Consider the following 22,117-nt stretch of genomic DNA (forward strand, 5'->3'; position numbering starts at 1 on the left):
TGAGAGTGACAAGTTTGGCGGGATTTCGATGGACTCGCTGATCACCGCTGCGGCACGGGCGCTCGCGGCCGGCGATCTCCTTGGCGCGCTGAACCGCGTCGCGTTGCGGGAGGACGCGCATGCGCTCGCGCTTCGTGGCATCGCGATGGCGCAGCTTGGCGACTTCGCCCGGGCGAAGGCTCTCCTCAAACGAGCGGCACATGGTTTCGGCCAGAGGCAGGCGGTGGCACGCGCCCGGTGCATCGTTGCCGAGGCCGAGATCGCTCTCGTTTCGCGCGACCTGGGCTGGCCCACGAAAACGCTCGAAGCGGCGAGGGCAACGCTCGAAGTGCATGGCGACCGAGTGAATGCCGCTCACGCCCGAAATCTCGAGGCCCGCCGCCTGCTTCTCATAGGCCGCCTCGACGAGGCCGAGGGTGCGCTGTCGGTACTCGACGCCGTGTCCGAGCGAAAGATGGGCACCGCGCTCCCGTCCGCGACGAGGGCAGCCCGCGAGCTGGTCGTTGCGGGCATCGCCATACGGCGTCTGCAGGCGAAGGCGGCGCGGGTTGCGCTTGACCGAGCCGAAGATGCTGCGCGCGAGGCGAACGTCCCTGCGCTGACGGCGGAGGTGGAGGCTGCGTCCCTTATCCTTGATGCGCCTGTCGCGCGCCTGATCGGCAGCGGCGGGGAGCGTCTTCTCCTGATCGATGAAGTCGAAACGCTGCTCGCTTCGGGTGCCCTCGTCGTGGACGCTTGCCGCAATATGATACGGTACGAAGGGCTGGTCGTCTCGCTAGCCACACGCCCTGTCCTCATGGCGCTTGCCCGTGCGCTCGGCGAGGCCTGGCCCGGGGACGTGCCGCGAGCCACGCTGCTCACGCGCGCTTTCCGCGCCCGGCATGCCGATGAATCGCACCGCGCTCGGCTGCGCGTGGAGATCGGGCGTCTTCGGGCGGAGCTTCGAGGGCTTGCGGAGGTGAGGGCGACGAAGCAGGGTTTCACGCTATCGCCCCGCCGTGCCGGTGCGGCCGTCGTGTTGGCGCCGCCCGTCGAGGAAAGGCATGCGGACGTACTCGCCATGCTTTCCGACGGGGAGGCATGGTCGAGCTCGGCGCTGGCAATTGCGCTCGGTGCGAGCCCGCGCACCGTGCAGCGGGCACTCGAAAATCTTGCCTCGGCCGGCAAGGTGCAATCCTTCGGCCGCGGCCGGGCGCTTCGCTGGATGACCCCGTCCATACCGGGCTTCCCGACAGTCTTGTTACTCCCGGGGCCGTTGCCGAGCGACTAGAATGCGAGATGCAACAGGCGACGAGGATTTGAAATATGAAACGATCGAAAGCCGAAATTGTCAGGGAATATGGACCTTTTCCCGGTACTGAACAGGTGCATGGCGTCACCTTCGACGGCAGGCACGTCTGGTTCGCCTCGGGCGACCGGCTGAACGCACTCGACCCCGGAAGTGGACAGACGGTGCGCTCCATCGATGTTGCCGCCCATGCGGGAACCGCCTTCGACGGTCAGCACCTGTTCCAGATCGCGGAGGATCGCATCCAGAAGATCGATCCTGAGACCGGTCGCGTGCTTGCAACGATTCCGGCGCCTGCCGGGGGCGGTGATTCCGGCCTTGCCTGGGCCGAAGGAACGCTCTGGGTCGGCTGTTACCAGGGGCGCAAGATCCATCAGGTCGATCCCGAAACCGGGCGGGTCCTTCGCACCATCGAGTCCAACCGGGTCGTGACCGGTGTCACCTGGGTTGACGGTGAGCTTTGGCACGGCACCTGGGAAGGCGACGAGAGCGATGTGCGGCGTCTGGATCCGGATACAGGAGAGGTGTTGGAGATGATAGAAATGCCGTCGGGCACCGGCGTTTCCGGTCTTGAATCCGACGGCGGCGACCGTTTCTTCTGTGGAGGAGGAAACAGCGGAAAGGTCCGCGCGATCCGCAAGCCCGGCCGGATCTCCGCATAGGCGATCCATGGCCCGTATGGAAGGAAGGTCCCGGAGCGTTTAGAAGGGACAATCGCGTTGGCTCCGGGACCTTCAGGCGCCGCAGCGGCTGACGAGGGTGCCGCCTTGGTCGCCTCAGAACGATATGCTTCACTGATATTGGCGGGCAACAGTCCTAGGACTTTTAACCTTGTCAGCTAGGACCAAGGTCCGATGGCGCCGATAGGCCGGAACAAAGCCTGCAGCAGGCGATTCCTCCACTTGAAGGGATACGTAGCTGGAGAAGCACTCATGACAGTCTTTCTCGTCAAGAGTTCCGTCGCACTGAGCCTTGCGGTCTTCCTGACTGCGGCTCCTGCCGAAGCGCAAAGCACAATCGAAATCGGCGCGGCTGAGACGGCTGCGGTCGCCATCGCGGGGCCGGACGCGGGCGCGACAATCGATCCGCCGCCGAAGGGCGTGATTGAATATGTCGAGCTGCAGCCGTTGCCGCAGCGGCCGCTGGTTCTTCAGGAGCAGATAGCAGTCGGTAAACCGGTACCCGAAACCGTCTTTCTCAATACGGTCCCGGCCGACAGGCGCTATGGCTTCGCGGTGGTCAACAAGAAGCGTGTCATTGCAGACGTGAAGAGCCGCACCGTCGTACAGCTCGTTCAATAGATCCTGAGCCGTGGTCGGGTCTACAATGCCCCGCCGGTGACCGGATTGACTTCGGGCTTTTCACTCCTGTCCTTTGCACCTGGAGGCTGGACAGTGGAGGGTGCAGTCGACTCCTCGTCGCGGTGCTTCTTCCGATCCGCCGGTTGACGGACGTCGGCAGGCTTCGCCTGTTCCGGAGTGGCATTCGTATCCTTGGTGCTCATTGTCGTCTCCTCTCGGGTGAAAGGACAACGGACTGAACGCAAAGGGGTTCCTGTCGCCTGGGACCGAAAGGGATGTAACACACATTGCGATCAGAGGCCCACCAGGTTTGTTGGCGGGCCTCGCTCTGGTAGCCCGTCTCAAACGGAGGGCTGTTTCGAGCCCTTGCTCTTGCTCTTCCGCTTCTTCGGCGCCGTGGCCTTGGCCGGTGCCTTCTTTCCAAGCGGCCTCAGTTCTATATGGGCGGGGTTTGGATAGTGGTCCAGCGCCGCGCCCGTTGCCGCGTCGACCCCCATTCCAATAACGCCGCCGATCACGATGTTTCCGGCAAATCCGGCGGCACCCGCACCGACGACCTTCGTCCTGATTTCAATGGAGCCCTTCTCATACCCTTCCTTCTCGGCGAATGCGGTAAATTCAGTGCGCCGCATAACCTCGATCGTGCAGGGAGAACGCGGGCAATACTGCCCCGTCGATGTTGTGATCTTAGCATCGGACGGCGAGGCCGTGATCGTTACCTTTTCCGTTGTGCCCCGAGTAATAGATCCACAGCCGGAAAGTGCCGTTATGGTGGCGATTGCCACGAGCATGTTCAATTTCATCTCAACCCCAGTTGCCAAAAAGTTACTTGCGATGGGAATCAAGCTGATAAACCTGTGGTTGTCTATGGAGAAAACAGGGACATGGGGAGATATTAACAAGGTGTGGAGTGTTGCTGTTGGTTCATCCTGGTTTTTATTGGCGGGTAAACGGGTTACAGGCAGGATTTAACATGGCGGAATTCGATGCTTGATCTTATCGAAATTCAACAATGAGGGTTGCGGAACGAACAGACAATGCGTGCCGGCTTCTATATAAATGATAACTTTGGTCGATCTATCATTTTATGGAGAGTCTCGATGCGCCGCCTTCTGCCCCCATTGCTTGTCGGCTTGCTGCTGATTGTCCTGTTTGCGCTGTCTCGTGTGGAACGGCCGATTGACCCATTGCCAGTCTCGTCAGCGATGATTGGATGGGCATGCATCCCTGTCGCGCTGATCGGTCTCGCCGTTGCGCGCAGGCAGTTTTCCAAGGCCAGTGCGGAGATCATGACATTTGATACGCCCCGCAATCTCGTGACTGATGGCCTCTTCGCGTACAGCCGAAATCCGATGTATCTTTCGATGCTCCTGCTGGTTCTAGGGGCGGCACTGATCGCCGGACATTGGGCGGGTTTGTTGATGCCGCTCGTCTTTTTTATCGCCGCCAATTGGCGGTATATCCCGTTTGAGGAAAGCGCTGCCGAGCAGGCCTTCGGTGACCCGTACAGGCAGTATCGCGCGCGCGTACGCCGCTGGATTTAAGCCATGCCTCGGCCTGCTGTCGAAAAAACGCTCATGCGTCAGCGCTTTGTGATGGCGGCCGAGGAGATATTGCGAGAAAATGGCGGTGCGCGTCTGGCCTTGGCCGATGTCGCCGCGCGCCTCGGCATGTCGCAATCCAACAGCTATCGTTACTTTCCGGACCGGCAGGCGCTGATTTCCATGCTGGCTGAAAACTGGTTTGCCGGAGTGGAGGATGAAGTCACTGCCGCTGTTGTGGCTGAGTCCGAACCGGATGGCCAGGTGACAGCTTGGGTTCTGCGAACGATGCGCGCCAAATGTGAGCGATATGACGCCGACCCGAGCTTGTTCTTAGCCTATCTGCGTCTCGCCGGCGGGGAGGCTGAGGCGGTTGCCCGCCACGTCGGCCGCTTGAGGGAAATCATCCGCCCCGCTGTTGCCACGCTTACTGGAGAAACAGAGGCGGAAGACGCGCTGATCTTGCTGGAGGACGCTACGATCCTGTTTCGAAATCCATTTCTGATAGCCCAGTACCGAGCAACGCTGTCTGAGAAACGGGCGCGCCAAGTTGCCGAGGCAATCATTCAAGCGATCAGCCAGCATTAGCTCGACTTCGGATTGCCGGTGCACAACACATCGAGATGGCAAAGTTCGGTGATCGCAAGCGGCCGAAGGCAGGCGCCCGCAGTGTTGGCGCGTGCTCGTGAGCGTCAACAATACACCGCCGTCCACCTGAAGGCCGCCAGTCCGCCTCCGGCCCAAAGTCGATCGGCTGCTTTTGAACTGCCCGCAGCAGATCACCCCGCGCTACACCGAACAGCAGGTTAAACAGGTTGTCGCTCCTCTTGGTGAGCGACTGCAGCGATTGGAAACTGAAAACGCGACGTTGCGAACCCAATTGGGAGGACCTTGAAGATGAGCGAAGCTCAGCGGCCACCACTTCCCCCGTTCACATTCGAAAGCGCAGTCGAGAAAGTCCGGCTTGCCGAAGACGGATGGAACAGCCGTGACCCAGCTAGGGTTGCGTTAGCGTGCACCGTGGACAGCCAGTGGCGAACCGTGCCGAGTTCGTCACCGGAAGGGAAGCGATCGCCGCGTTCCTCTCGGCAAAATGGCGGCGGGAGCTCGACTACCGTTTGATCAAGGAACTTTGGGCGTTTAGCGACACTCGTATCGACGTTAGGTTTGCCTATGAGTGGCACGACGACAGCGGGAACTGGTTCAGATCGTTCGGGAACGAGAATTGGGAGTTTGACGGCAGCGGCCTGATGTGGAAGCGCTATGCCTGCATCAACGACTTGCCTAGCCGCACCGACGACCGCTGCTTTCAGTGGACACTTGGTCGCCGGCCTGATGATCATCCGGGACTCGGCGAGCTCGGCCTTTAGTCGAGCCGAACCTGCCTCTTTCATTTGTGACTCAAAGGTGGGGCTCAGGAGCCATTCTTCCATTCAAAGTATTCAGAACGCTTATTCAGTTTTGGCTACCGACGGTCCGCCTCCGGCCCACAACGAATTGACACCTCGCACCAAGCACACGTCTCCAATGGCGGGACGGGCCGGAGAAACCTAGGCCGCTGTACACTCGAAGCGGCCGATACTGTTTCCCCTACATGGCGATGCCGCTTGAAATAATTGCATTTCACAGTGGCGCAGTTTGGCAGTGTGTCGTCAGCGGCCACAAAAAGTCACCTCGTCCCATATTTACTTTTATAATTATATAATGCAAATTCTTCGCACGGCTCAGGAGGTGAGCCTTACCAGCAGGAGGAAATCGCTGTGCGCAATTACTTCAAACTCGGAATTCTGGCCGCCGTCGTCGGCGGCACCTTGGGCCTTGGAACGCTGCAGGCTTCGTCGCAGGATCTGGAACTGACCATCATGGCGCCCGCTGGCGCTGGGGGCGGATGGGATTCGGCTTCGCGCTCAATGCAGGAAGCCATGATGGCGAGCGGCAATGCGAAAAGCGTGCAGGTTATCAACGTCCCCGGCGCAGGTGGCACGGTTGGTCTTGCTCAGTTCATCGGCTCCGCGAAGGGCAGCTCAAATCAGCTTTTTGTCGCGGGCATTACGCTCGTCGGCGCAAGCATCTCCAACCAGTCCCCGGTCGATCTGACGGAGGTCACTCCGATCGCTCGCCTAACCGGCGACCCGCTTGTGATCGTCGTCCCGAAGGATTCGCCGATCAAATCAATGGACGATCTGCTGGCTACGATTAAGAAAGACGTCGCGACAACGATCTGGGTTGGCGGATCGGCGGGCGGTGCGGATCATATCCTCGCAGCGCTCGTCACCAAGGCAGCAGGTGCTGACCCCAGCAAGATCAACTACGTCGCCTATTCTGGCGGTGGTGAGTCGCTTGCCGCCATGCTCGGTGGTCAGGCGACCGCAGGCGTGTCGGGCTACGGCGAATGGGAAGGCCAGATCAAATCCGGCGACCTCAGAGCATTGGCGATTTCCTATCCGGAGCCGATCGAAGGCATCGAGGCAAAGCCTTTGAAAGCACAGGGCCTCGATATCGAACTCGTCAACTGGCGCGGTGTCTTCGCGGGTCCGGGCGTCGAAGGCGCCGATCTCGATGCGCTCAAGTCCGCCGTCGAGAAGACGGTGAAGTCCGCCGAGTGGCAGGCAATCCTTAAAGCCCGCGGTTGGACCGACTACTATGCGCCTTCCGACGAATTCAAGGCTTTCATCGGTTCGGAAACCGAACGCGTGAAGACCATCCTGACGTCCATCGGTCTCGCAAACTAACCTGACGGAGCACGCGGAAGCCGGCAAGTGCCCTTCCGCGTGCGACGAGGACACCATGACCCAGAAAACTCTTCGCATTCCCAACCGTCCAACTGCGATGATCGCTGTCGTCCTGTTCGCCATCGCCTTCATCACCTACTGGGATGCAAGCCATATGAAGGTGCGGGCAACCTACGGGATGAGCGCCAGCGCGGCGTCCTATTTCGTGGCGATCCTTTTTGTAGTTCTTGCCATCGGTCACCTGATCAGCGCCTTCAAGCCATCGGACATCGAAGTCGAGAGCGCAGACTGGATGGCCGTCGGCTGGATCGGTTTTGCTCTTGCAGGGTTGATCGGATCGATCTGGCTTGGTGGCGGTTTCATTCCAGGCTCGACGCTTCTCTTCGCACTGACCGCGCGGGCGTTCGGCCGCAAGGCCCTTCTCGTCGATCTATGTCTCGGGGCGGTCATCGGGGTGTTTGTCTTCCTTCTCTTCAATAAGCTCCTGACGCTCGCGTTGCCGCAAGGCCCGCTTGAGCGGCTCTTCTGAGGACGCCCTGATGGATACATTTTCGTTTTTGATCGATGGGTTCGCACTGGCTATTCAGCCTGCGAACCTCATCTACGCCGCCATTGGCGTTCTTATTGGAACGGCCGTCGGTGTTCTCCCAGGTATTGGCCCGGCACTGACGGTGGCACTTCTGCTTCCAGTTACCTTCAAGCTGGATCCCGGCGGCTCGATCATCATGTTCGCCGGAATTTACTATGGCGGAATGTACGGTGGTTCGACCACGGCGATCCTGCTCAACGCGCCTGGCGAAAGCGCATCGGTCGTCACCGCGCTCGAGGGCAACAAGATGGCACGAGCCGGACGCGGTGGGCCGGCGCTCGCGACAGCAGCCATCGGTTCGTTCGTTGCCGCACTCGTTGCTACAGCCGGGCTGGCCGTTCTCGCACCGTATCTCGTGAAGATTGCTGTCAAGTTCGGTCCCTGGGATTATTTCGGTCTGATGCTGATCGCGTTCGTGACGGTATCGGCAACGTTCGGGTCATCGCCGCTGCGGGGGCTCACCAGTCTGGCCTTTGGCCTCTGGCTGGGACTGATGGGCATCGACCAGTTGACGGGCCAGGCTCGCCTGACGTTCGGTGTTCCGGGACTGCTTGATGGCGTCGAGGTGACAACGCTCGCCGTCGGTCTGTTCGCGATCGGTGAAGCCTTCTTCGTGGCGTCGCGTCATCTCTACAAGCCCGAGAAGCCTATCCCGGTTAAGGGGTCGATCTGGATGACCAGAGAAGACTGGAAGCGGTCCTGGAAGCCATGGCTTCGCGGTACGGTCATCGGCTTTCCGATCGGCGCACTTCCGGCTGGCGGCGCCGAGATTCCTACTTTCCTGAGCTATACGATCGAACGCAAGCTGAGCAGCAAGCCGGAAGAGTTCGGCCGCGGGGCAATCGAAGGCGTCGCCGGTCCGGAAGCTGCGAACAATGCGTCCGCCGCCGGCACGCTGGTTCCGCTGCTGACGCTTGGATTACCGACGTCTGCCACGGCCGCCGTCATGCTCGCGGGCTTCCAGCAGTACAACATCCAGCCGGGTCCCTTGCTGTTCACGCAGCATGCTGACCTCGTCTGGGGACTGGTCGCCAGCCTGTTTATCGCCAATGTCATGCTGCTTGTTCTCAACCTGCCTTTGGTCGGAATTTGGGTGAAGCTCCTCAAAATTCCGCTGCCCTGGCTCTATGCAGGCATCCTCGTGTTTGCTTCGATGGGCACCCTTGCAGCGAACCCATCCGTGACGGAACTGCTGCTGCTGACGGGATTCGGCGTCGTCGGATTTGTGATGCGCCGCTACGACTATCCCATCGCTCCGGCGGTTGTCGGTCTGATCCTTGGCCCGCTTGCAGACAGCGCCTTGCGCCGCTCTCTGCAAATGAGCCTTGGCGATCCGATGATCCTGGTCCAGCATCCGAGTTCGGCCATCATGATCGGCATAGCCGTTGTTGCCTTGGTCGCTCCTTTTGTATTCAGAGGCCTCGCGAAATTCCGTCAAGACGAGGATTGATGGCGCAAATCTGTTTGACCGCGCCGGGCGGCGCACATCACTGTGGCAATTCCAACTGAAAGAACAGGACACACGGACAAGGCATGGCCAGGAACAGTCTCTCACCCCGGATCAGCACGGAAATCATTGAGTTCGTGAAATCCACCGCGATGCGAAAGGGAGATCATCTGCCTCTGCAGATGCTGGCCGACAATTTCCGTGTGTCGCGTGCCCCGATCATGAGCGCTCTGCAGAAACTGGAAGAGAAGGGCATTGTGCGAGCCGAGCCGAACCGCGGCTATTTTCTTGCGGTGAATGGCGATGCAATCGACGATCTTGGGCCCGCGGATGGCAAGGCTGCCGAGGGTGACGATGCGATCTATCTCAGGATCGCAGACGATCGCCTGTCCGGGAAGTTTGCCGAGCGCGTCAGCGAAAACGAGTTGATGCGCATCTACGAGGTGCCACGAACCAGGTTGTTGAAGATCCTTCACCGGATAGCGGACGAGGGCTGGATCGAGCGGCTTCCCGGAAATGGATGGTCGTTCAAACAGACCCTCATGTCGAAGAAGAGCTATGAGGAAGGCTATGTCTTCCGCGCCGTGATCGAGCAGCAGGCGATGCTGCTGCCGACGTTCCAATCGGATGCGGACGGCTTTCGAAGAGCGCGCGACACACAGACGGAGCTTGGAAACGGCGGCCACGAACATTGGTCGCGGGCCGAGATCTTCAAAGCCAATAACGACTTCCACGAAATGCTTGTCGCTTGTTCCGGGAACGAATTTTTCCTGGACGCGATAAAGCGGATCAACAGATTGCGACGCCTCCTGGAATACCAGATCACCATCGATCGCAGCCGCTTGCCGAAACAGACGGCAGAGCATCTGCACATCCTCGATCTTCTCGAGAGTGATCGACGATCAGAAGCGGCAGCCTTCCTCTACACCCACATCATGGGTGCCGGCAGGATCAAAACACCGAAAGTGTAATCAGGAGGAGACTGACAGGCGAAAACGCGCGGCCGCAAGAGAATTGCATTTTGCTATCATAAAATGCAGATGACCCCTGCACTTGGTCCTTGTCTATCCCGTTCCAAAACGGACATGCGATGAGAGATTTGGGATGACCATCATATCGAAACTCACGGTAAACGAGGTGGCGTACGACGTCATCGACCTGCCAGCGGAGGTTGGACACCAGCTTCGGTCGCTTCCATACATTCACCGCATCCTGTTGGAGAACGTTCTTCGAACAGCAGGCGAAGATGCTGCAAGAGCCAAGGCTGCGATCATTGACTGGCTTGCGACGGGTTCGAGCGAGTTGGAGATCCAATTTCTCCCCAATCGTGTCATGATGCACGATACTACCTGCGGTCCTGCATTGGTTGATATCGCGGGAATGCGGTCGGCACTTGCAGAGGCAGGCTATGATCCGGCGCTTCTCAATCCCGTTGTCCCGGTGGACGTCTCCACGGACCACTCCCTGGCTGTCGATGTCTTTGGACACTCTGCGTCGCTTGAACTCAACATGAAACGCGAGTTCGAGCGCAACGCCGAGCGGTATCGCTTCATGAAGTGGGCAACCAATACCCTTACAGGGTTTCGCGTGCATCCGCCTGGGACCGGCATCATGCATACGCTCAATCTCGAGCGCCTCGCGACGGTCGTCTCGACGCTCGAGAAAGACGGTCGGCGCTGGGCGGCGCCTGACACGTTGATCGGGACGGACAGCCACACGCCGATGATCAACGGCATCGGTGTCCTCGCTTGGGGCGTCGGTGGACTGGAAGCGGAAAGCGTATTCTTCGGCATGCCTGTGTCGCTCCGCGTGCCCGATGTGGTCGGTGTTCGTCTGACCGGACGTCTCGGCGATGGGGTGCTTGCGACCGATCTGGCATTGACGGTGACGCATATCCTGCGAAAGATCGACCTTCAGGATAAGTATGTGGAATTCTATGGCCCCGGCGTGTCGCTGCTGACGGCCGGCGACCGGTCGGTGGTCGCGAACATGACGCCCGAGTTTGGCGGCAATTCCGGCTACTTTCCGGTCGACGGTCGCACGCTCGATTATCTCCGCACGACAGGTCGAACGTCCGAGCAAGTCGAGCTGGTCGAAGCCTTCACCAAGCGTGTCGGTCTTTGGTTCGACCCGGACGAAAAGCCGCGCTACACGCACGTCGTCGAAATTGATCTGTCGGCGATCGAACCGAGCCTTGCCGGACCGACGCGTCCCCACGACAGGATATCTGTGGGAGAGACTTCCGCAGCGATCTCTTCGATGAAACGCGACGCGGTCGTAAGTGCCCACACTTCGGAGCCGAACGATGGCGCGGTCGCCATCGCAGCCATTACAAGCTGCACCAACACGTCCGATCCGCGGCTGGTTATTGCGGCGGGCTTGCTGGCCCGAAAAGCGAGAGCGCTCGGTCTGCATCCGGCTCCCTGGGTGAAGACGTCGCTCGCGCCGGGATCACCAACAGCGGAAAGATACCTGCGTCGGTCTGGACTGCTGCAGGATCTCGAAGCGGTCGGATTCGGGATCGTCGGCTACGGCTGCACGACCTGCATCGGCAACTCCGGACCATTGACCGAGCCGATCGCCGTGGCGATGAAGGACCGGGGAATCCTGCCGGTCGCCGTTCTCTCGGGCAACCGAAATTTCCCCGGTCGCGTACACCCGCAGCTCGAGGCCGGGTTCCTCGCATCTCCTCCGCTTGTCGTGGCGTTCGCGCTGGCTGGGACCGTCGAGCTGAATATTCTAACCGACGTGATCGGTCGGTCGTCCGATGGGCAGGCCGTGACCCTGTCTATGTTGTGGCCGACGAGCCAGGAGATCGACGAGGCGGTTACACTTGCTGCGGATGCAATGGACTTCAAGCGAGCTTATGACGAAGCCGAGGCCAGCAAGGCCTGGCGCGAACTCGAGGCGCCGACCACGACATTGTTTCCGTGGGACGAGACCTCGACATACATCCGCAGGCCACCGTTCGCAGGCTTCGGAAAAGGCAGCTTGCTCGGGACCTACGATGCGCATCCGCTCATCGTTGTCGGTGACGACATCACGACCGACCATATCTCGCCAGCCGGGGCGATCCGGGCTCAGAGTGAAACCGGCCGGTATCTCGTTGAGCTTGGCGAGGTCCCGACAGACCTTAATGTTCACGCTTCGCGGCGGGGTAACTGGGAGTCGATGGTTCGGGGTCTGTACACAAACCGAACCGTTCAAAACTTTCTCGGCGTTGAAATCCCGCCAGGATCGACGATCCACGCGCCTTCGGGCGAACTCCTCCCGCTCTGGTCGGCCGCCAATCGCTACGCGGAGAGTAAGCAATCCGTCGTGATTGTCGCTGGTGAACGCTACGGCATGGGTTCGTCGCGAGATTGGGCGGCAAAAGGAGCATCCCTCCTCGGCGCCCGCGCGGTCCTGGCTGTGAGCTTCGAAAGGATTCACCGATCCAATCTTATCGGTATGGGCGTTCTGCCGATGAGATTACCGGAAGGTTTGGGGCCAGATGAACTCGCTCTGAGGTCGGGTGACCTCATCGAAATCCATGCCGATGCGGGCCTGATCGCTCCGCGTTGTCCGATCGACGTCGTCATTCGGAGACGCGACGGGGAAATCACGAGATTCAGAGCAACGACGGCCATAGAAACTGTCGCCGAGGTAGAGATGTTGAAGGCGGGTGGAATTCTCCCGTTGATGTTGAAAAACTTGGTAGCGACCGAACGCACTTCGATTTAGGTGAGACCTCGTCCGATAGGCTGTTCCGTGGCGATCTCGGCGCGAAAACCCCTTGCGCCTTTGTACTGGCCGTCAGCTCATCCGGCACTTCATCGCAAGATCTATCTGTCCGGCCCCGGCTCCGTACCCGCCAGCAGCCGAGAGCGGAGATTATTTCCGCATTGCGCCTTCGTTTCGGTTCTCCAGGATACTCAAACGATATCCCAGAGGCCGACGGTCTGCTTTTCCGCTCGTCATCGCACATCGCCGGTCGCCTACCGGCCGCATACCGGTCATTCACGCATTGCAAATCTGTGTCCGCTGGGAGCGTTGTAGAGACAAACAGGCTTCTCCACTGGCGGTTCAATTGGCTCACTGTCGCGAGAACTCACGCGCAAGTTCCAAGAACGCCCTGACACCGGCTGACAGATTTCGGCGCCCAGGGTAGTAAAGGCAAAGCCCCGGATATGGTGGCGTCCAATCTTCCAGGACACGGACAACGCTCCCCACCTCGATGTCGGGGAGAATGTCTTGCTCGAAGACGTAGCCTATACCGGCGCTTTCCAGGACAGCGGTTCTTGTGAGGCCAGCCTCGTCCAGGGATATCGGACCGCGTGCATCGATTTGCACCTGCTCCCCGTTCTTCTCGAAACGCCACCGAAACGAGGAGCCATCGGGCAGGCGAACGCGAATGCATCGATGGTTGAGAAGGTCGGCAGGGACCACTGGCTTCCCATGCCTCTCGAAGTATTCAGGAGACCCAACCACAGCATGTCGCTGGGGCTGGCCGAGCGAAACGGCAATCATGTCGCTGGGAACGAGGCCCGCAACCCTAACCCCCAGATCAAACCCGTCCTTGACGATATCAACCATCTTTCCTTCAGTTACAATATCGACATTCATGTCGGGATAGCGGCGCAGGAACTCAAGCACGAGCGGTGAGATAATGGCGCGAGCCGCAAACGGCGCCGCGTTGATCCGTATTGTTCCGGAAGGTGTCTCACGTTGCGCGCGCACCGAATCCAAAGCGGCATAGAGATCCTGGAGTGACGGCGCCACCTGCTGCACAAAGAGCCTGCCGGCATCTGTGAGCGACACGCTGCGTGTGGTGCGGTTGAACAATCGCACTCCCAGCCCCGCCTCCAGCCTGCCTATTGTGTGGCTCAGCGCGGTCGTGGACATATCGAGATCGATGGCCGCTGCGCGGAATGTCCCGCGCCGGGCAATAGCAATAACCGCTTCAAGTTCTTTCAGGCTGGTCTGTTCCATTGTCCCGGTTTGTTCATTACCGCATGCCGGTTTATCCCACTTTTCTACGCAATGGTCGAGCGCTAACTATCGGTCAGCCAGTGAGGAGAAACACAATGGATATGCCCGATATCGTGAACTTGTACTTTGACGCTGACAGCGGCAGCAACGCGGATGCGCTGTCGGATACCTTTGCGACCGAAGCCGTTGTCGAAGATGAGGGATCGCGTCATCAAGGCGTCGTCGCAATCCGTGAATGGTGGGTGGCAGCTAAGAGGGCCACTCAGTACGCTTCTGAACCTTTGGAATCGACCATTGACGGCAGCAAAGTGCTCGTCCGAGCCAAAGTTAGCGGCCAGTTTCCCGGCAGTCCGGTGACGCTCTCATATGCCTTCACCATCGAGAACGGCAAGATCGCTAGGCTGGAGATCCGGTGATGACAGACTTTCTCAACCTGAGAGGCAAGCGAGCCCTCATCACTGCTGGAACCAAGGGCGCCGGCGCTGCGACCGTCAGCCTGTTTCGGGAACTCGGCGCGCAGGTGTTGACGACCGCGCGCGCGCGCCCTGAGAACCTGCCGGAAGAATTGTTTGTCGAGGCCGATCTCACGACTGAAGAGGGGTGCGCGGCCGTCGTGGACGTTGCGCGTCAACGTCTCGGCAACATCGATATCATCGTTCATATGCTGGGTGGCTCGTCAGCAGCCGGCGGTGGCTTTCGGGCGCTAACTGATGCCGAGTGGCAGAAAGAAATGTCTCTCAATCTTTTTCCCGCTGTTCGACTCGATCGCGAACTGGTTCCAGACATGGTCGCACGCGGAACCGGTGTGGTAGTGCATGTCACGTCCATCCAAAGAGTGCTACCTCTCCCGGAAGCGACCACGGCATATGCCGCAGCCAAGGCGGCACTTTCGACTTACAGCAAGGCCATGTCCAAGGAGGTGTCGCCCAAGGGCGTCCGCGTCGTGCGAGTTTCTCCGGGGTGGATCGAAACGGAAGCGTCTGTCCACTTGGCCCAGCGCTTGGCGGAAAAGGCGGGCACGGACCTTGAGGGCGGCAAGAAAATTATCATGGACAGCTTGGGTGGCATACCTCTCGGGCGCCCGGCCAAGCCGACGGAAGTCGCAGACCTGATTGCCTTCCTGGCATCGGATCGCGCTGCATCGATCACTGGTACCGAATACACCATCGATGGAGGAACTGTGCCAACAGCCTAGGGACCGACGCCCTCACGGATCAGGCGGGTGCGTCCCAGCCGCCGATCTGTGAATAGATGGTGTCGCGAAGATGCCGGACATCGCGATTCAAGGATGCCAACTCCTCGGGCGTTTGTGTCGAGGTTGCGAGCAATGTGTCGCTGAGGCAGCCAGCCCTGTGCTGCAACGCGCGTCCCTCGTTCGTCAATGCAACGACAACCTGCCGCTCATTGCTCAGATTTCGTGTTCGTCGCAGCAAGCCTGATGCTTCCAGCCGCTTCAGAAGCGGCGTAAGCGTGCTGGATTCCAGAGCGAGGGTATGGGCGATAGCACCAACCGTCTGCTCGTCTTCGCGCCAAAGAACGTTGAGCACGAGGTACTGCGGATATGTCAAACCCAACTCGTCGAGCACCCGCTTGTAGGCACGCTGGATAGCTATGCCAGCGGTATAGATTGCGTAGCAGAGCTGATCGTGAAGCGGCGGTGGGTCGTTATGCCGTTTAGTCATTTTGAGCTCCTGTCTGCTCACAAATAGCAAGAAGTACCGTAAAAAACAATATCGCGATAAATGATGTTGACACAAAAAATGAAATCTGGCAGCTAATAGATATCGCAATAACAATTATCGCGCGTCAGCAAGAGGAGAAAGTCATGACCACCAGGACCATATTGGCCACCGCCGCAGCCATAGCCGCAATATCCACCGCAGTGCCTGCGAACGCTGCGTACACCATCCCTGCTAACCAGGCCGTGAAGAACATAGTCCTCGTTCACGGTGCTTTCGCCGATGGTTCGGGCTGGAGGGGCGTCTACGACAATCTCACGAAGCGTGGATATCGTGTCACCATCGTCCAGAATCCGTTGACCTCCCTCGAAGACGATGTTGCCGCCACCAAGCGTGCGCTTGAGCGGCAAGATGGTCCCGCCATTCTGGTAGGCCATTCATGGGGTGGGACAGTCATTACGGAAGCCGGCATTGATATGAAGGTCGCGGGACTGGTTTACGTCTCCGCGCTGTCACCGGACGCAGGCGAGACGTCGGCCCAGCAGTATGAAGGTTTTGCCCCTGCAACGGAATTCGTCATCGAGACCACAAAAGATGGTTTTGGTTATGTCAGCCCCGAAAAATTCAAGGCTGGATTTGCGCATGACGCCAGCGACAACGACGTCGCGTTCATGCGGGATTCGCAGGTCCCCATCAACATGTCGGCGTTCGGCACGATCCTGGAGAACGCTGCTTGGCGGACCAAGCCAAGCTGGGCTGTCATCGCCACGGAAGACAAGGCATTCGACCAAGCCATGCTGATCCATATGGCAGAGCGGATTAAAGCCAAGATCACCAAAGTCTCAGCAAGCCACGCGCTGCTCATGACGCAGCCGACGGTGGTCGCGGACACCATCGACGAGGCCGCGAAAACTGTTTCGGCGCAGTAAGGATGATCATTCGAGTTTTATCATCGGGACAGGCATCCCCTGTTCGATGATTGCATGCTGGAACGTCTCACCTCCCACTACGCTCGACACTGCAGCCAGTATGGAAAACCGTCGATCTCCCATGGAGATCGATCGCGCCTTTGAGCCGTTAGCGCTCACCGCCATTTCTCACAATCGAAGCTCTTCAATTCACAAAGGTAATCCAGTGGATCAGAATAAGCCTGACCTAAAGCGACATGAAAATCCGGCACCAACACATCATGAGGTTTCAGACGATTTTGACTTTATCGTATGTGGAGCCGGCTCCAGTGGTTCAGTCATTGCCGCTCGACTGGCACAATGCGGAAGCGCCCGCGTCTTGCTTCTTGAGGCAGGCGGCGATGACGTAGCCGAGTCTGTTAGAGACCCGGCCCAATGGCCACTCAATCTCGGCACGAGCCGTGACTGGGGTTTCGTTGGAGAGCCGGCGCCTGAGCTCTACGGTAGGCGGCTACCTCTCAGCATGGGCAAGGGTTTGGGCGGCGGATCGAGCATCAACGTGATGGTCTGGGCGCGGGGCCACATGGAAGACTGGAATTATTTCGCTGCCGAAGCGGGCGATGAAGCCTGGGGCTATGAATCGGTTCTCGGTTACTATCGGCGAATTGAAGACTGGCGCGGCACGCCAGATACTGTACGCCGCGGCGCTGGAGGGCCGGTATATGTCGCCCAGCCACGTTCGCCGCAGCCTATCGCAGAGGCTTTGCTGAACGCTGCGTCGGCGATAGGAATTCCGGTATTCGACACTCCAAACGGCGAACTGATGGAAAGTGGAGGAGGTGCATCGATCGCAGAACTGCGCATCCGGGATGGCAAGCGGGAGTCCGTATTCGGATCTTATGTTCGTCCGCTCATGTCACGACCAAACCTAACGGTCCTAACCGACGCGTTGGTCACGCGCATCATCTTCGATGGCATACGGGCGACAGGCGTCGACGTTCTCGTCAACGGTCAACGGTGCGCGTTCACTGCGCGATGCGAAACGGTATTGTCGCTGGGTGCTATCAACACGCCAAAGGTGCTGATGCAGTCAGGCATTGGCCCGAGGGACGAGCTGAAGGCCCACGGGATATCTGTCGTGCAGCATCTTCCGGGTGTGGGTCGAAACCATCAGGATCATCTCGCGTTCGGCTGCACGTGGGCATATCGAAAGCCGGAAGGCATCGGCGGGGGAGGCTGCGAAGCAAAACTCTATTGGAAAAGCGACTCCCGCCTCTCTCAGCCGGACATTCTTCAGTGCCAGTTGGAGTTCGCCGTACCTTCGCCGGTGGAGACAGGTCTGGAAACCCCGGCGCATGGCTGGACGATGTTTTCAGGGCTTGCGCAGCCGAAAAGCCGTGGCCGGCTGAGGCTCTCCGGCCCCAATACAAACGACCCTATCCTGATTGAACCAAACTCTCTCAGTGAGCCGGAAGACGTGGCTGCAGCCTTGGCAGCGGTTGAGCTGTGTCGCGAACTCGGAAATAGCGACGCCTTCACGCCGCTGGTCGCGTGCGAAGCAGTGCCGGGCACGCGAGACCGGGCAGGGATGATCGATTTCATCCGAAAGTCGGCCGTCACTTACTGGCACCAGTCCTGCACGGCCAAAATGGGACGCGACAGCATGTCCGTGGTCAATAACGAGCTCAAGGTCTACGGGGTTGAAAGTCTTCGTATCGCAGATGCCTCTATCATGCCGCGTATCACCACCGGAAACACGATGGCACCGTGTGTCGTCATCGGAGAGCGCGCAGGCGATTTGATCAGAAAGACGCATGGTCTTGCTGACTCGAGTGGTGTCGCTCCATTCGCCTGAAGATGCTTTAGAAGAGCTCGGCGGTCAGCATACACCGGCGGTCGAGCTCTTTGCGCCCTTTTTGGGTCAACCGTTCGGCTTGTTTCAAGACCTTCTACTAGCACCTCAAGAGATGAGCGCTTACTGTGTTGAGCTCAGCAGCATATTGACGGCAGTGTCGCGCACCCAATCAGGCATTGAGGCTCCAAGATAGAGCCCGCCAGTAGAAGATGTTGCCGCGGCGAATGAGATTTTCGACGTCGTGGCGGACTGCCAAGGCTATGTTGCCCTTGCCTGCCACCGGCGAGGCCGCCGCGCACGTTTCGCGTGGGCATCACCTCTAGGCACCAGTTTCTGGGCATCAGGTCGCCAATGACGCCAAAACGATATCCGGCACGACTGAAAAATCAAGGAATTAAGGGCTTATAGGGAGAATTGGCTGGGGAACCTGGATTCGAACCAGGACTAACGGAGTCAGAGTCCGCTGGTCTACCGTTAACCTATTCCCCAAGGCCGCTGGCGGTGTCTTGCCGCCGCGTCGGTGTGGCGGGCTTATAAACAAAAGAACGCCTGATGCAAATACCTTTTGCCAAAAAAATGCGGCCGCGCTGTGTCGGACCGCCTCGCGCGCACGCCGAACGGTGCCGTCCCTGGCAATGTTCGCTCCGCTTGTCTCTCTTCGCAGGGGTTCAAAAAAAGTTTGGCGAACGGGGGCGGCGCTGGTACAGTCGCCCCAACGCAAAATCGAGAGAGCGCCTTGAGCGGCCGTAAGGCTTCGCGCGGCGCCATGGTTGAGACAAGTGAAAGACCCCGATCACGGCGAGAAGCCGTCTGAATCCGGGGCGTCGGCAGCAGGTCGCGGCGAGGTGCGCACAGGCGCGTCACGAAGCGGCAAGGGCAAACGGAGGCGGCGCAGGCCGTCCGGTTCGCCGTCTGCAATTGCCAGCCAATCCGGCCCGTCCGGAGAAGCAGGGCGTCCCGCAGCACTGAATGAGGCGGAGCCGTCGCGCAAGCGAAAACGGCGCCGGCGCTCGAAATCAGCAAAACCAGAGGACTCATCTGCCGCATCAGGTGCACGCGCGCCGGAGCCGGATGCTGCCGCCGGCGACAAAAAGAACAATAAACGCAACAGGAAGGCGCGTCATCGGCGTGGCCTTCAAGGGCGGCCGCTGGCTTCCACGAATACGCCCCCCGCAACTGTGCGGGCTGGCGAAGCTGTGCGCTCGCGCAGTGGCGACAGCGCAGCACCGCGTCAGCAGCAGTCGCGCGCGGAGCGGCCGGGCGGTCAACCCGGTGCGCCCTTCGTCGCGCCAAGCGAACCGCCCGCGCCGCTTTACGCGGCGCTCGACCTTGGCACCAACAATTGCCGGCTGCTCATCGCGCAGCCGACCCGGCCGGGGCAGTTCCGTGTGGTCGATGCGTTTTCGAGGATCGTCCGGCTGGGCGAGGGGCTCGGTGCAAGCGGACGGCTTTCGGACGACGCAATGGAGCGTTCGGTCGAAGCGCTCAAGGTCTGCGCGGCCAAGCTCGGCGCCCGCTCGATCCGCCGTCATCGGCTGATCGCGACGGAGGCTGCGCGCGCGGCCGCCAATGGCGAGGCCTTCATGCGGCGCGTCGCCGAGGAAACCGGCCTGGATCTCGAAATCATCGACCGGGAGACGGAGGCACGGCTTGCGGTATCCGGCTGCTCGTCGCTCGTCGACCGGGAAACCAAGTCCGTCGTCCTCTTCGATATCGGCGGCGGCTCTTCGGAAATCGCCGTCATTCGCATAGGTGAAAATCGTTCCAGCCGGCTTGCCAATCACATCACCCATTGGACGTCGCTGCCCGTCGGCGTCGTCACCCTTTCCGAGCGCCATGGCGGCGAGCATGTGACGCCTCAAAGCTTCGAGGTGATGGTGCGCGAGGTCGAGGCCATGCTCGCCGGCTTCGAGTGCCCCTCCGTCGATGTCCTGGCAAGCGGCTCCTATAGCGATGGCTTCCATCTGATCGGAACTTCGGGAACCGTCACGACGCTCGCCGGCGTGCATCTCGACCTGCCGCGCTACGACCGTCGCCGTGTCGATGGCCTATGGCTTTCGGACGACGAGGTTTCCGCCATGCAGGCGCGCCTCCTCTCCTGGGATTTTGCCGCGCGTGCCGCCAATCCCTGCATTGGGCCCGACCGGGCAGACCTGGTGCTTGCCGGATGCGCGATCCTCGAGGCGATCCGTCGCCGCTGGCCGTCGACCCGCATGCGCGTTGCCGATCGGGGGCTTCGCGAAGGGTTGCTGACCGACATGATGGCGGATGACGGGGCCTGGCGCCGGGCGCGTCCACGCCGCCACCAACGCAGCTTCGGTCCCCCGCAGGCGGGGGAGGAGTGCGCGAAGCGCCATGAAGGAACCGACGCATGACGAAACCCCCGGTCGGCAGCAACCGCAGCGGCCGAAAGCTCGGTCAGAAGGTCAAGAAGGGCAAGCTCAAGGCATCCTCGCGCCGCTGGATCGAGCGCCACATCAACGATCCCTATGTGCAGCGCGCGCAGCTTGAAGGCTATCGGGCGCGGGCGGCCTTCAAGCTTCTGGAGATAGACGAGAAGCACAAGATTCTCGCGGGCGCCAGGCGCATCATCGATCTGGGCGCCGCACCCGGAAGCTGGTCCCAGATCGCCGCCAAGGTGACGAACTCGACCGATACCGATCCGCGCGTGGCTGCGATCGACTTCCTCGAAATGGACGCCATTCCGGGCGTGAGCTTCCTGCAGATGGATTTCCTCGACCCGCAGGCGCCGGAAAAGCTGAAGGAGGCGATCGGCGGAGCGCCTGATATCGTCCTGTCCGACATGGCTGCGCCGACCACCGGTCACCGCCAGACCGACCATATCAGAACCATGCATCTCTGCGAGGTGGCGGCGCATTTCGCCGTCGAGGTTCTGGCGGAAGGCGGCCATTTTCTGGCGAAGACCTTCCAGGGCGGCACCGAGCGCGACCTCCTGAACATGCTGAAGCAGAACTTCCGCCAGGTGGTCCATGTGAAGCCGGCGTCCTCACGCGCCGAATCGGTCGAGATGTTCCTGCTCGCCAAGGGCTTCAAAGGCCGCCACGCGTCAAGGAGCGACGAACCGGCAGAGGGCGCCGCGGAGAAATAAGCCATGCTGTTATACGTGACGCTCGGTTCCAACGACCTGGAAAGAGCAGGCGCCTTCTACGATGCCGCGCTTGCGCCCCTCGGCCTCAAGCGCCGCAAACAGGAGGAGGCGGAGATCGGCTACGGCGCGGAAAGCGACGTCCGTTGCCGTCTCTGGGTGGTGAGGCCCTTCGACCGAAGGGCCGCCACGATCGGCAACGGCTCGATGGTGGCGCTCGAAGCGGAAAGCCGCGCAGCGGTCGATGCCTTCTATCGCGCGGCGCTCGCCGGCGGCGGCACGGATGAAGGCGCGCCCGGGCTTAGGCCTTTCCATGCGAATTTTTACGCCGCTTACATCCGCGACCCGGACGGCAACAAGATCTCGGCGGTCTGCGAGCGGCCGGAATAGGGGCGATGCACAGCGGTTCAGCTCAGGCGACCTCCTCTGCCCTGCCGGGCAGCTCCCCCCCAATGGGGGAGAGATCGGCAAGTAGCGATCTGGCTGCCCAAGTCCGAACAACGTGTCGGAGACGGCAAGCTCTCTTCCCCCTTCATCTCTGAGCTCGTCGCAGAGATGAAGCAGCGCCGCGTCTGCGGCGCGGGAAAAGCCGTTTTCAGCCCAAGGACTTGGTCTGGCTGGCAACTGTGTTTGTCAGGTGGTTCGTCGGAAGGTTGTTTTGTCCCTGATGATGGCGTTTGCGATGGCGAGCAATTTGCGG

General features: G+C 60.2%; 21 protein-coding genes, 1 tRNA gene and 1 pseudogene. 18 read left to right on the forward strand and 5 right to left on the reverse strand.

The features are described from left to right. Window positions 1–28: 28 nt before the first annotated feature. From FB009_RS21725 to FB009_RS21735, 3 genes are all read left to right on the forward strand, one after another. On the forward strand, window positions 29–1,270 hold the full coding sequence (locus FB009_RS21725; RefSeq protein WP_011974560.1) for a phage tail tape measure protein: 1,242 nt from the start codon (window positions 29–31) through the stop codon (window positions 1,268–1,270). Between the two features lie 35 nt (window positions 1,271–1,305). After that, a complete protein-coding gene (locus tag FB009_RS21730) occupies window positions 1,306–1,950 on the forward strand; it encodes a Vgb family protein (protein ID WP_011974561.1) in 645 nt (214 codons plus the stop codon). 270 nt (window positions 1,951–2,220) lie between these two features. Beyond that, window positions 2,221–2,589, forward strand: coding sequence for a DUF1236 domain-containing protein (locus tag FB009_RS21735; protein WP_011974562.1), 369 nt, complete (start codon window positions 2,221–2,223; stop codon window positions 2,587–2,589). Between the two features lie 20 nt (window positions 2,590–2,609). Here FB009_RS21735 and FB009_RS21740 read toward each other — a convergent pair whose 3' ends face one another. Then, window positions 2,610–2,792, reverse strand: coding sequence for a hypothetical protein (locus FB009_RS21740; protein WP_018011323.1), 183 nt, complete (start codon window positions 2,790–2,792; stop codon window positions 2,610–2,612). Between the two features lie 138 nt (window positions 2,793–2,930). Further along, window positions 2,931–3,332 carry a translation initiation factor 2 gene (locus FB009_RS33215; RefSeq protein WP_408021739.1) on the reverse strand — a complete coding sequence of 134 codons (402 nt, stop codon included), beginning with the start codon at window positions 3,330–3,332 and terminating at the stop codon, window positions 2,931–2,933. Window positions 3,333–3,689: 357 nt separating this feature from the next. Between FB009_RS33215 and FB009_RS21750 the strand changes: the two genes are divergently transcribed. The 8 genes and pseudogenes from FB009_RS21750 (at window position 3,690) to acnA (ending at window position 12,621) form a co-directional block, all read left to right on the forward strand. Beyond that, window positions 3,690–4,133: a methyltransferase family protein gene (locus tag FB009_RS21750; protein ID WP_127580515.1), complete on the forward strand. Its 444-nt coding sequence runs from the start codon at window positions 3,690–3,692 to the stop codon at window positions 4,131–4,133. A gap of 33 nt (window positions 4,134–4,166) precedes the next feature. Continuing rightward, window positions 4,167–4,718 carry a TetR/AcrR family transcriptional regulator gene (locus FB009_RS21755; RefSeq protein ID WP_018208881.1) on the forward strand — a complete coding sequence of 184 codons (552 nt, stop codon included), beginning with the start codon at window positions 4,167–4,169 and terminating at the stop codon, window positions 4,716–4,718. 309 nt (window positions 4,719–5,027) lie between these two features. Then, a pseudogene (locus FB009_RS21765) lies at window positions 5,028–5,500 on the forward strand (nuclear transport factor 2 family protein). Window positions 5,501–5,890: 390 nt separating this feature from the next. Beyond that, complete coding sequence (locus FB009_RS21770; RefSeq protein ID WP_011974566.1) at window positions 5,891–6,862, forward strand: Bug family tripartite tricarboxylate transporter substrate binding protein; 972 nt, start codon at window positions 5,891–5,893, stop codon at window positions 6,860–6,862. A gap of 55 nt (window positions 6,863–6,917) precedes the next feature. Then, a complete protein-coding gene (locus FB009_RS21775) occupies window positions 6,918–7,391 on the forward strand; it encodes a tripartite tricarboxylate transporter TctB family protein (protein ID WP_011974567.1) in 474 nt (157 codons plus the stop codon). A gap of 10 nt (window positions 7,392–7,401) precedes the next feature. Continuing rightward, window positions 7,402–8,901: a tripartite tricarboxylate transporter permease gene (locus tag FB009_RS21780; protein ID WP_011974568.1), complete on the forward strand. Its 1,500-nt coding sequence runs from the start codon at window positions 7,402–7,404 to the stop codon at window positions 8,899–8,901. 83 nt (window positions 8,902–8,984) lie between these two features. Beyond that, window positions 8,985–9,869, forward strand: a complete 885-nt coding sequence (locus FB009_RS21785; protein WP_024311158.1) for a GntR family transcriptional regulator — start codon at window positions 8,985–8,987, stop codon at window positions 9,867–9,869. A gap of 133 nt (window positions 9,870–10,002) precedes the next feature. Beyond that, window positions 10,003–12,621 (forward strand): aconitate hydratase AcnA, encoded by a 2,619-nt coding sequence (acnA, locus tag FB009_RS21790; RefSeq protein ID WP_011974570.1) that lies wholly within the window; start codon window positions 10,003–10,005, stop codon window positions 12,619–12,621. Window positions 12,622–12,972: 351 nt separating this feature from the next. Here the strand turns inward: acnA and FB009_RS21795 are convergent, their stop codons facing one another. Next, window positions 12,973–13,869, reverse strand: a complete 897-nt coding sequence (locus FB009_RS21795) for a LysR family transcriptional regulator (RefSeq protein WP_011974571.1) — start codon at window positions 13,867–13,869, stop codon at window positions 12,973–12,975. A gap of 95 nt (window positions 13,870–13,964) precedes the next feature. Between FB009_RS21795 and FB009_RS21800 the strand changes: the two genes are divergently transcribed. Further along, a complete protein-coding gene (locus FB009_RS21800; RefSeq protein WP_011974572.1) occupies window positions 13,965–14,285 on the forward strand; it encodes a nuclear transport factor 2 family protein in 321 nt (106 codons plus the stop codon). Then, window positions 14,285–15,064: an SDR family oxidoreductase gene (locus FB009_RS21805; protein ID WP_011974573.1), complete on the forward strand. Its 780-nt coding sequence runs from the start codon at window positions 14,285–14,287 to the stop codon at window positions 15,062–15,064. The genes FB009_RS21800 and FB009_RS21805 overlap by 1 nt, the downstream gene beginning before the upstream one ends. A gap of 19 nt (window positions 15,065–15,083) precedes the next feature. Here FB009_RS21805 and FB009_RS21810 read toward each other — a convergent pair whose 3' ends face one another. After that, window positions 15,084–15,551 (reverse strand): MarR family winged helix-turn-helix transcriptional regulator, encoded by a 468-nt coding sequence (locus FB009_RS21810; protein ID WP_011974574.1) that lies wholly within the window; start codon window positions 15,549–15,551, stop codon window positions 15,084–15,086. Window positions 15,552–15,694: 143 nt separating this feature from the next. Here FB009_RS21810 and FB009_RS21815 point away from each other — a divergent pair, with 143 nt between their 5' ends. After that, on the forward strand, window positions 15,695–16,477 hold the full coding sequence (locus FB009_RS21815) for an alpha/beta fold hydrolase (protein ID WP_011974575.1): 783 nt from the start codon (window positions 15,695–15,697) through the stop codon (window positions 16,475–16,477). 205 nt (window positions 16,478–16,682) lie between these two features. Next, the gene (locus FB009_RS21820) at window positions 16,683–18,311 is read left to right on the forward strand and encodes a GMC family oxidoreductase (RefSeq protein ID WP_011974576.1); all 1,629 of its coding nucleotides are present in this window, start codon (window positions 16,683–16,685) and stop codon (window positions 18,309–18,311) included. Window positions 18,312–18,726: 415 nt separating this feature from the next. Here FB009_RS21820 and FB009_RS21825 read toward each other — a convergent pair. Then, window positions 18,727–18,800, reverse strand: a tRNA-Gln gene (locus FB009_RS21825). Between the two features lie 290 nt (window positions 18,801–19,090). On the opposite strand from FB009_RS21825, the gene FB009_RS21830 reads away from it, so the two are divergent. Genes FB009_RS21830 through FB009_RS21840 form a run of 3 tightly spaced genes read left to right on the forward strand, consistent with a single transcriptional unit; the run spans window position 19,091 to window position 21,807 of the window. After that, window positions 19,091–20,686 (forward strand): Ppx/GppA phosphatase family protein, encoded by a 1,596-nt coding sequence (locus FB009_RS21830; protein ID WP_018009496.1) that lies wholly within the window; start codon window positions 19,091–19,093, stop codon window positions 20,684–20,686. Next, the gene (locus FB009_RS21835; RefSeq protein ID WP_011974578.1) at window positions 20,683–21,420 is read left to right on the forward strand and encodes an RlmE family RNA methyltransferase; all 738 of its coding nucleotides are present in this window, start codon (window positions 20,683–20,685) and stop codon (window positions 21,418–21,420) included. Before FB009_RS21830 ends, FB009_RS21835 begins: the two co-directional genes overlap by 4 nt. Before the next feature lie 3 nt (window positions 21,421–21,423). Continuing rightward, a complete protein-coding gene (locus FB009_RS21840; RefSeq protein WP_011974579.1) occupies window positions 21,424–21,807 on the forward strand; it encodes a VOC family protein in 384 nt (127 codons plus the stop codon). Window positions 21,808–22,117: the final 310 nt, after the last annotated feature.

The sequence above is a fragment of the Sinorhizobium medicae genome, assembly GCF_007827695.1.
GTDB lineage: Bacteria > Pseudomonadota > Alphaproteobacteria > Rhizobiales > Rhizobiaceae > Sinorhizobium > Sinorhizobium medicae.

What these genes read in the sequence shown, in the direction of transcription:
- FB009_RS21840 (WP_011974579.1), top strand. Translation starts at nt 21,424, where the DNA reads ATGCTGTTATACGTGACGCTCGGTTCCAACGACCTGGAAAGAGCAGGC.
- FB009_RS21800 (WP_011974572.1), top strand. Translation starts at nt 13,965, where the DNA reads ATGGATATGCCCGATATCGTGAACTTGTACTTTGACGCTGACAGCGGC.
- FB009_RS21815 (WP_011974575.1), top strand. Translation starts at nt 15,695, where the DNA reads ATGACCACCAGGACCATATTGGCCACCGCCGCAGCCATAGCCGCAATA.
- FB009_RS21780 (WP_011974568.1), top strand. Translation starts at nt 7,402, where the DNA reads ATGGATACATTTTCGTTTTTGATCGATGGGTTCGCACTGGCTATTCAG.
- acnA (WP_011974570.1), top strand. Translation starts at nt 10,003, where the DNA reads ATGACCATCATATCGAAACTCACGGTAAACGAGGTGGCGTACGACGTC.
- FB009_RS21795 (WP_011974571.1), bottom strand. Translation starts at nt 13,869, where the DNA reads ATGGAACAGACCAGCCTGAAAGAACTTGAAGCGGTTATTGCTATTGCC.
- FB009_RS21805 (WP_011974573.1), top strand. Translation starts at nt 14,285, where the DNA reads ATGACAGACTTTCTCAACCTGAGAGGCAAGCGAGCCCTCATCACTGCT.
- FB009_RS21740 (WP_018011323.1), bottom strand. Translation starts at nt 2,792, where the DNA reads ATGAGCACCAAGGATACGAATGCCACTCCGGAACAGGCGAAGCCTGCC.
- FB009_RS21835 (WP_011974578.1), top strand. Translation starts at nt 20,683, where the DNA reads ATGACGAAACCCCCGGTCGGCAGCAACCGCAGCGGCCGAAAGCTCGGT.
- FB009_RS21730 (WP_011974561.1), top strand. Translation starts at nt 1,306, where the DNA reads ATGAAACGATCGAAAGCCGAAATTGTCAGGGAATATGGACCTTTTCCC.
- FB009_RS21775 (WP_011974567.1), top strand. Translation starts at nt 6,918, where the DNA reads ATGACCCAGAAAACTCTTCGCATTCCCAACCGTCCAACTGCGATGATC.
- FB009_RS21810 (WP_011974574.1), bottom strand. Translation starts at nt 15,551, where the DNA reads ATGACTAAACGGCATAACGACCCACCGCCGCTTCACGATCAGCTCTGC.
- FB009_RS21725 (WP_011974560.1), top strand. Translation starts at nt 29, where the DNA reads ATGGACTCGCTGATCACCGCTGCGGCACGGGCGCTCGCGGCCGGCGAT.
- FB009_RS21755 (WP_018208881.1), top strand. Translation starts at nt 4,167, where the DNA reads ATGCGTCAGCGCTTTGTGATGGCGGCCGAGGAGATATTGCGAGAAAAT.
- FB009_RS21735 (WP_011974562.1), top strand. Translation starts at nt 2,221, where the DNA reads ATGACAGTCTTTCTCGTCAAGAGTTCCGTCGCACTGAGCCTTGCGGTC.
- FB009_RS21750 (WP_127580515.1), top strand. Translation starts at nt 3,690, where the DNA reads ATGCGCCGCCTTCTGCCCCCATTGCTTGTCGGCTTGCTGCTGATTGTC.
- FB009_RS21785 (WP_024311158.1), top strand. Translation starts at nt 8,985, where the DNA reads ATGGCCAGGAACAGTCTCTCACCCCGGATCAGCACGGAAATCATTGAG.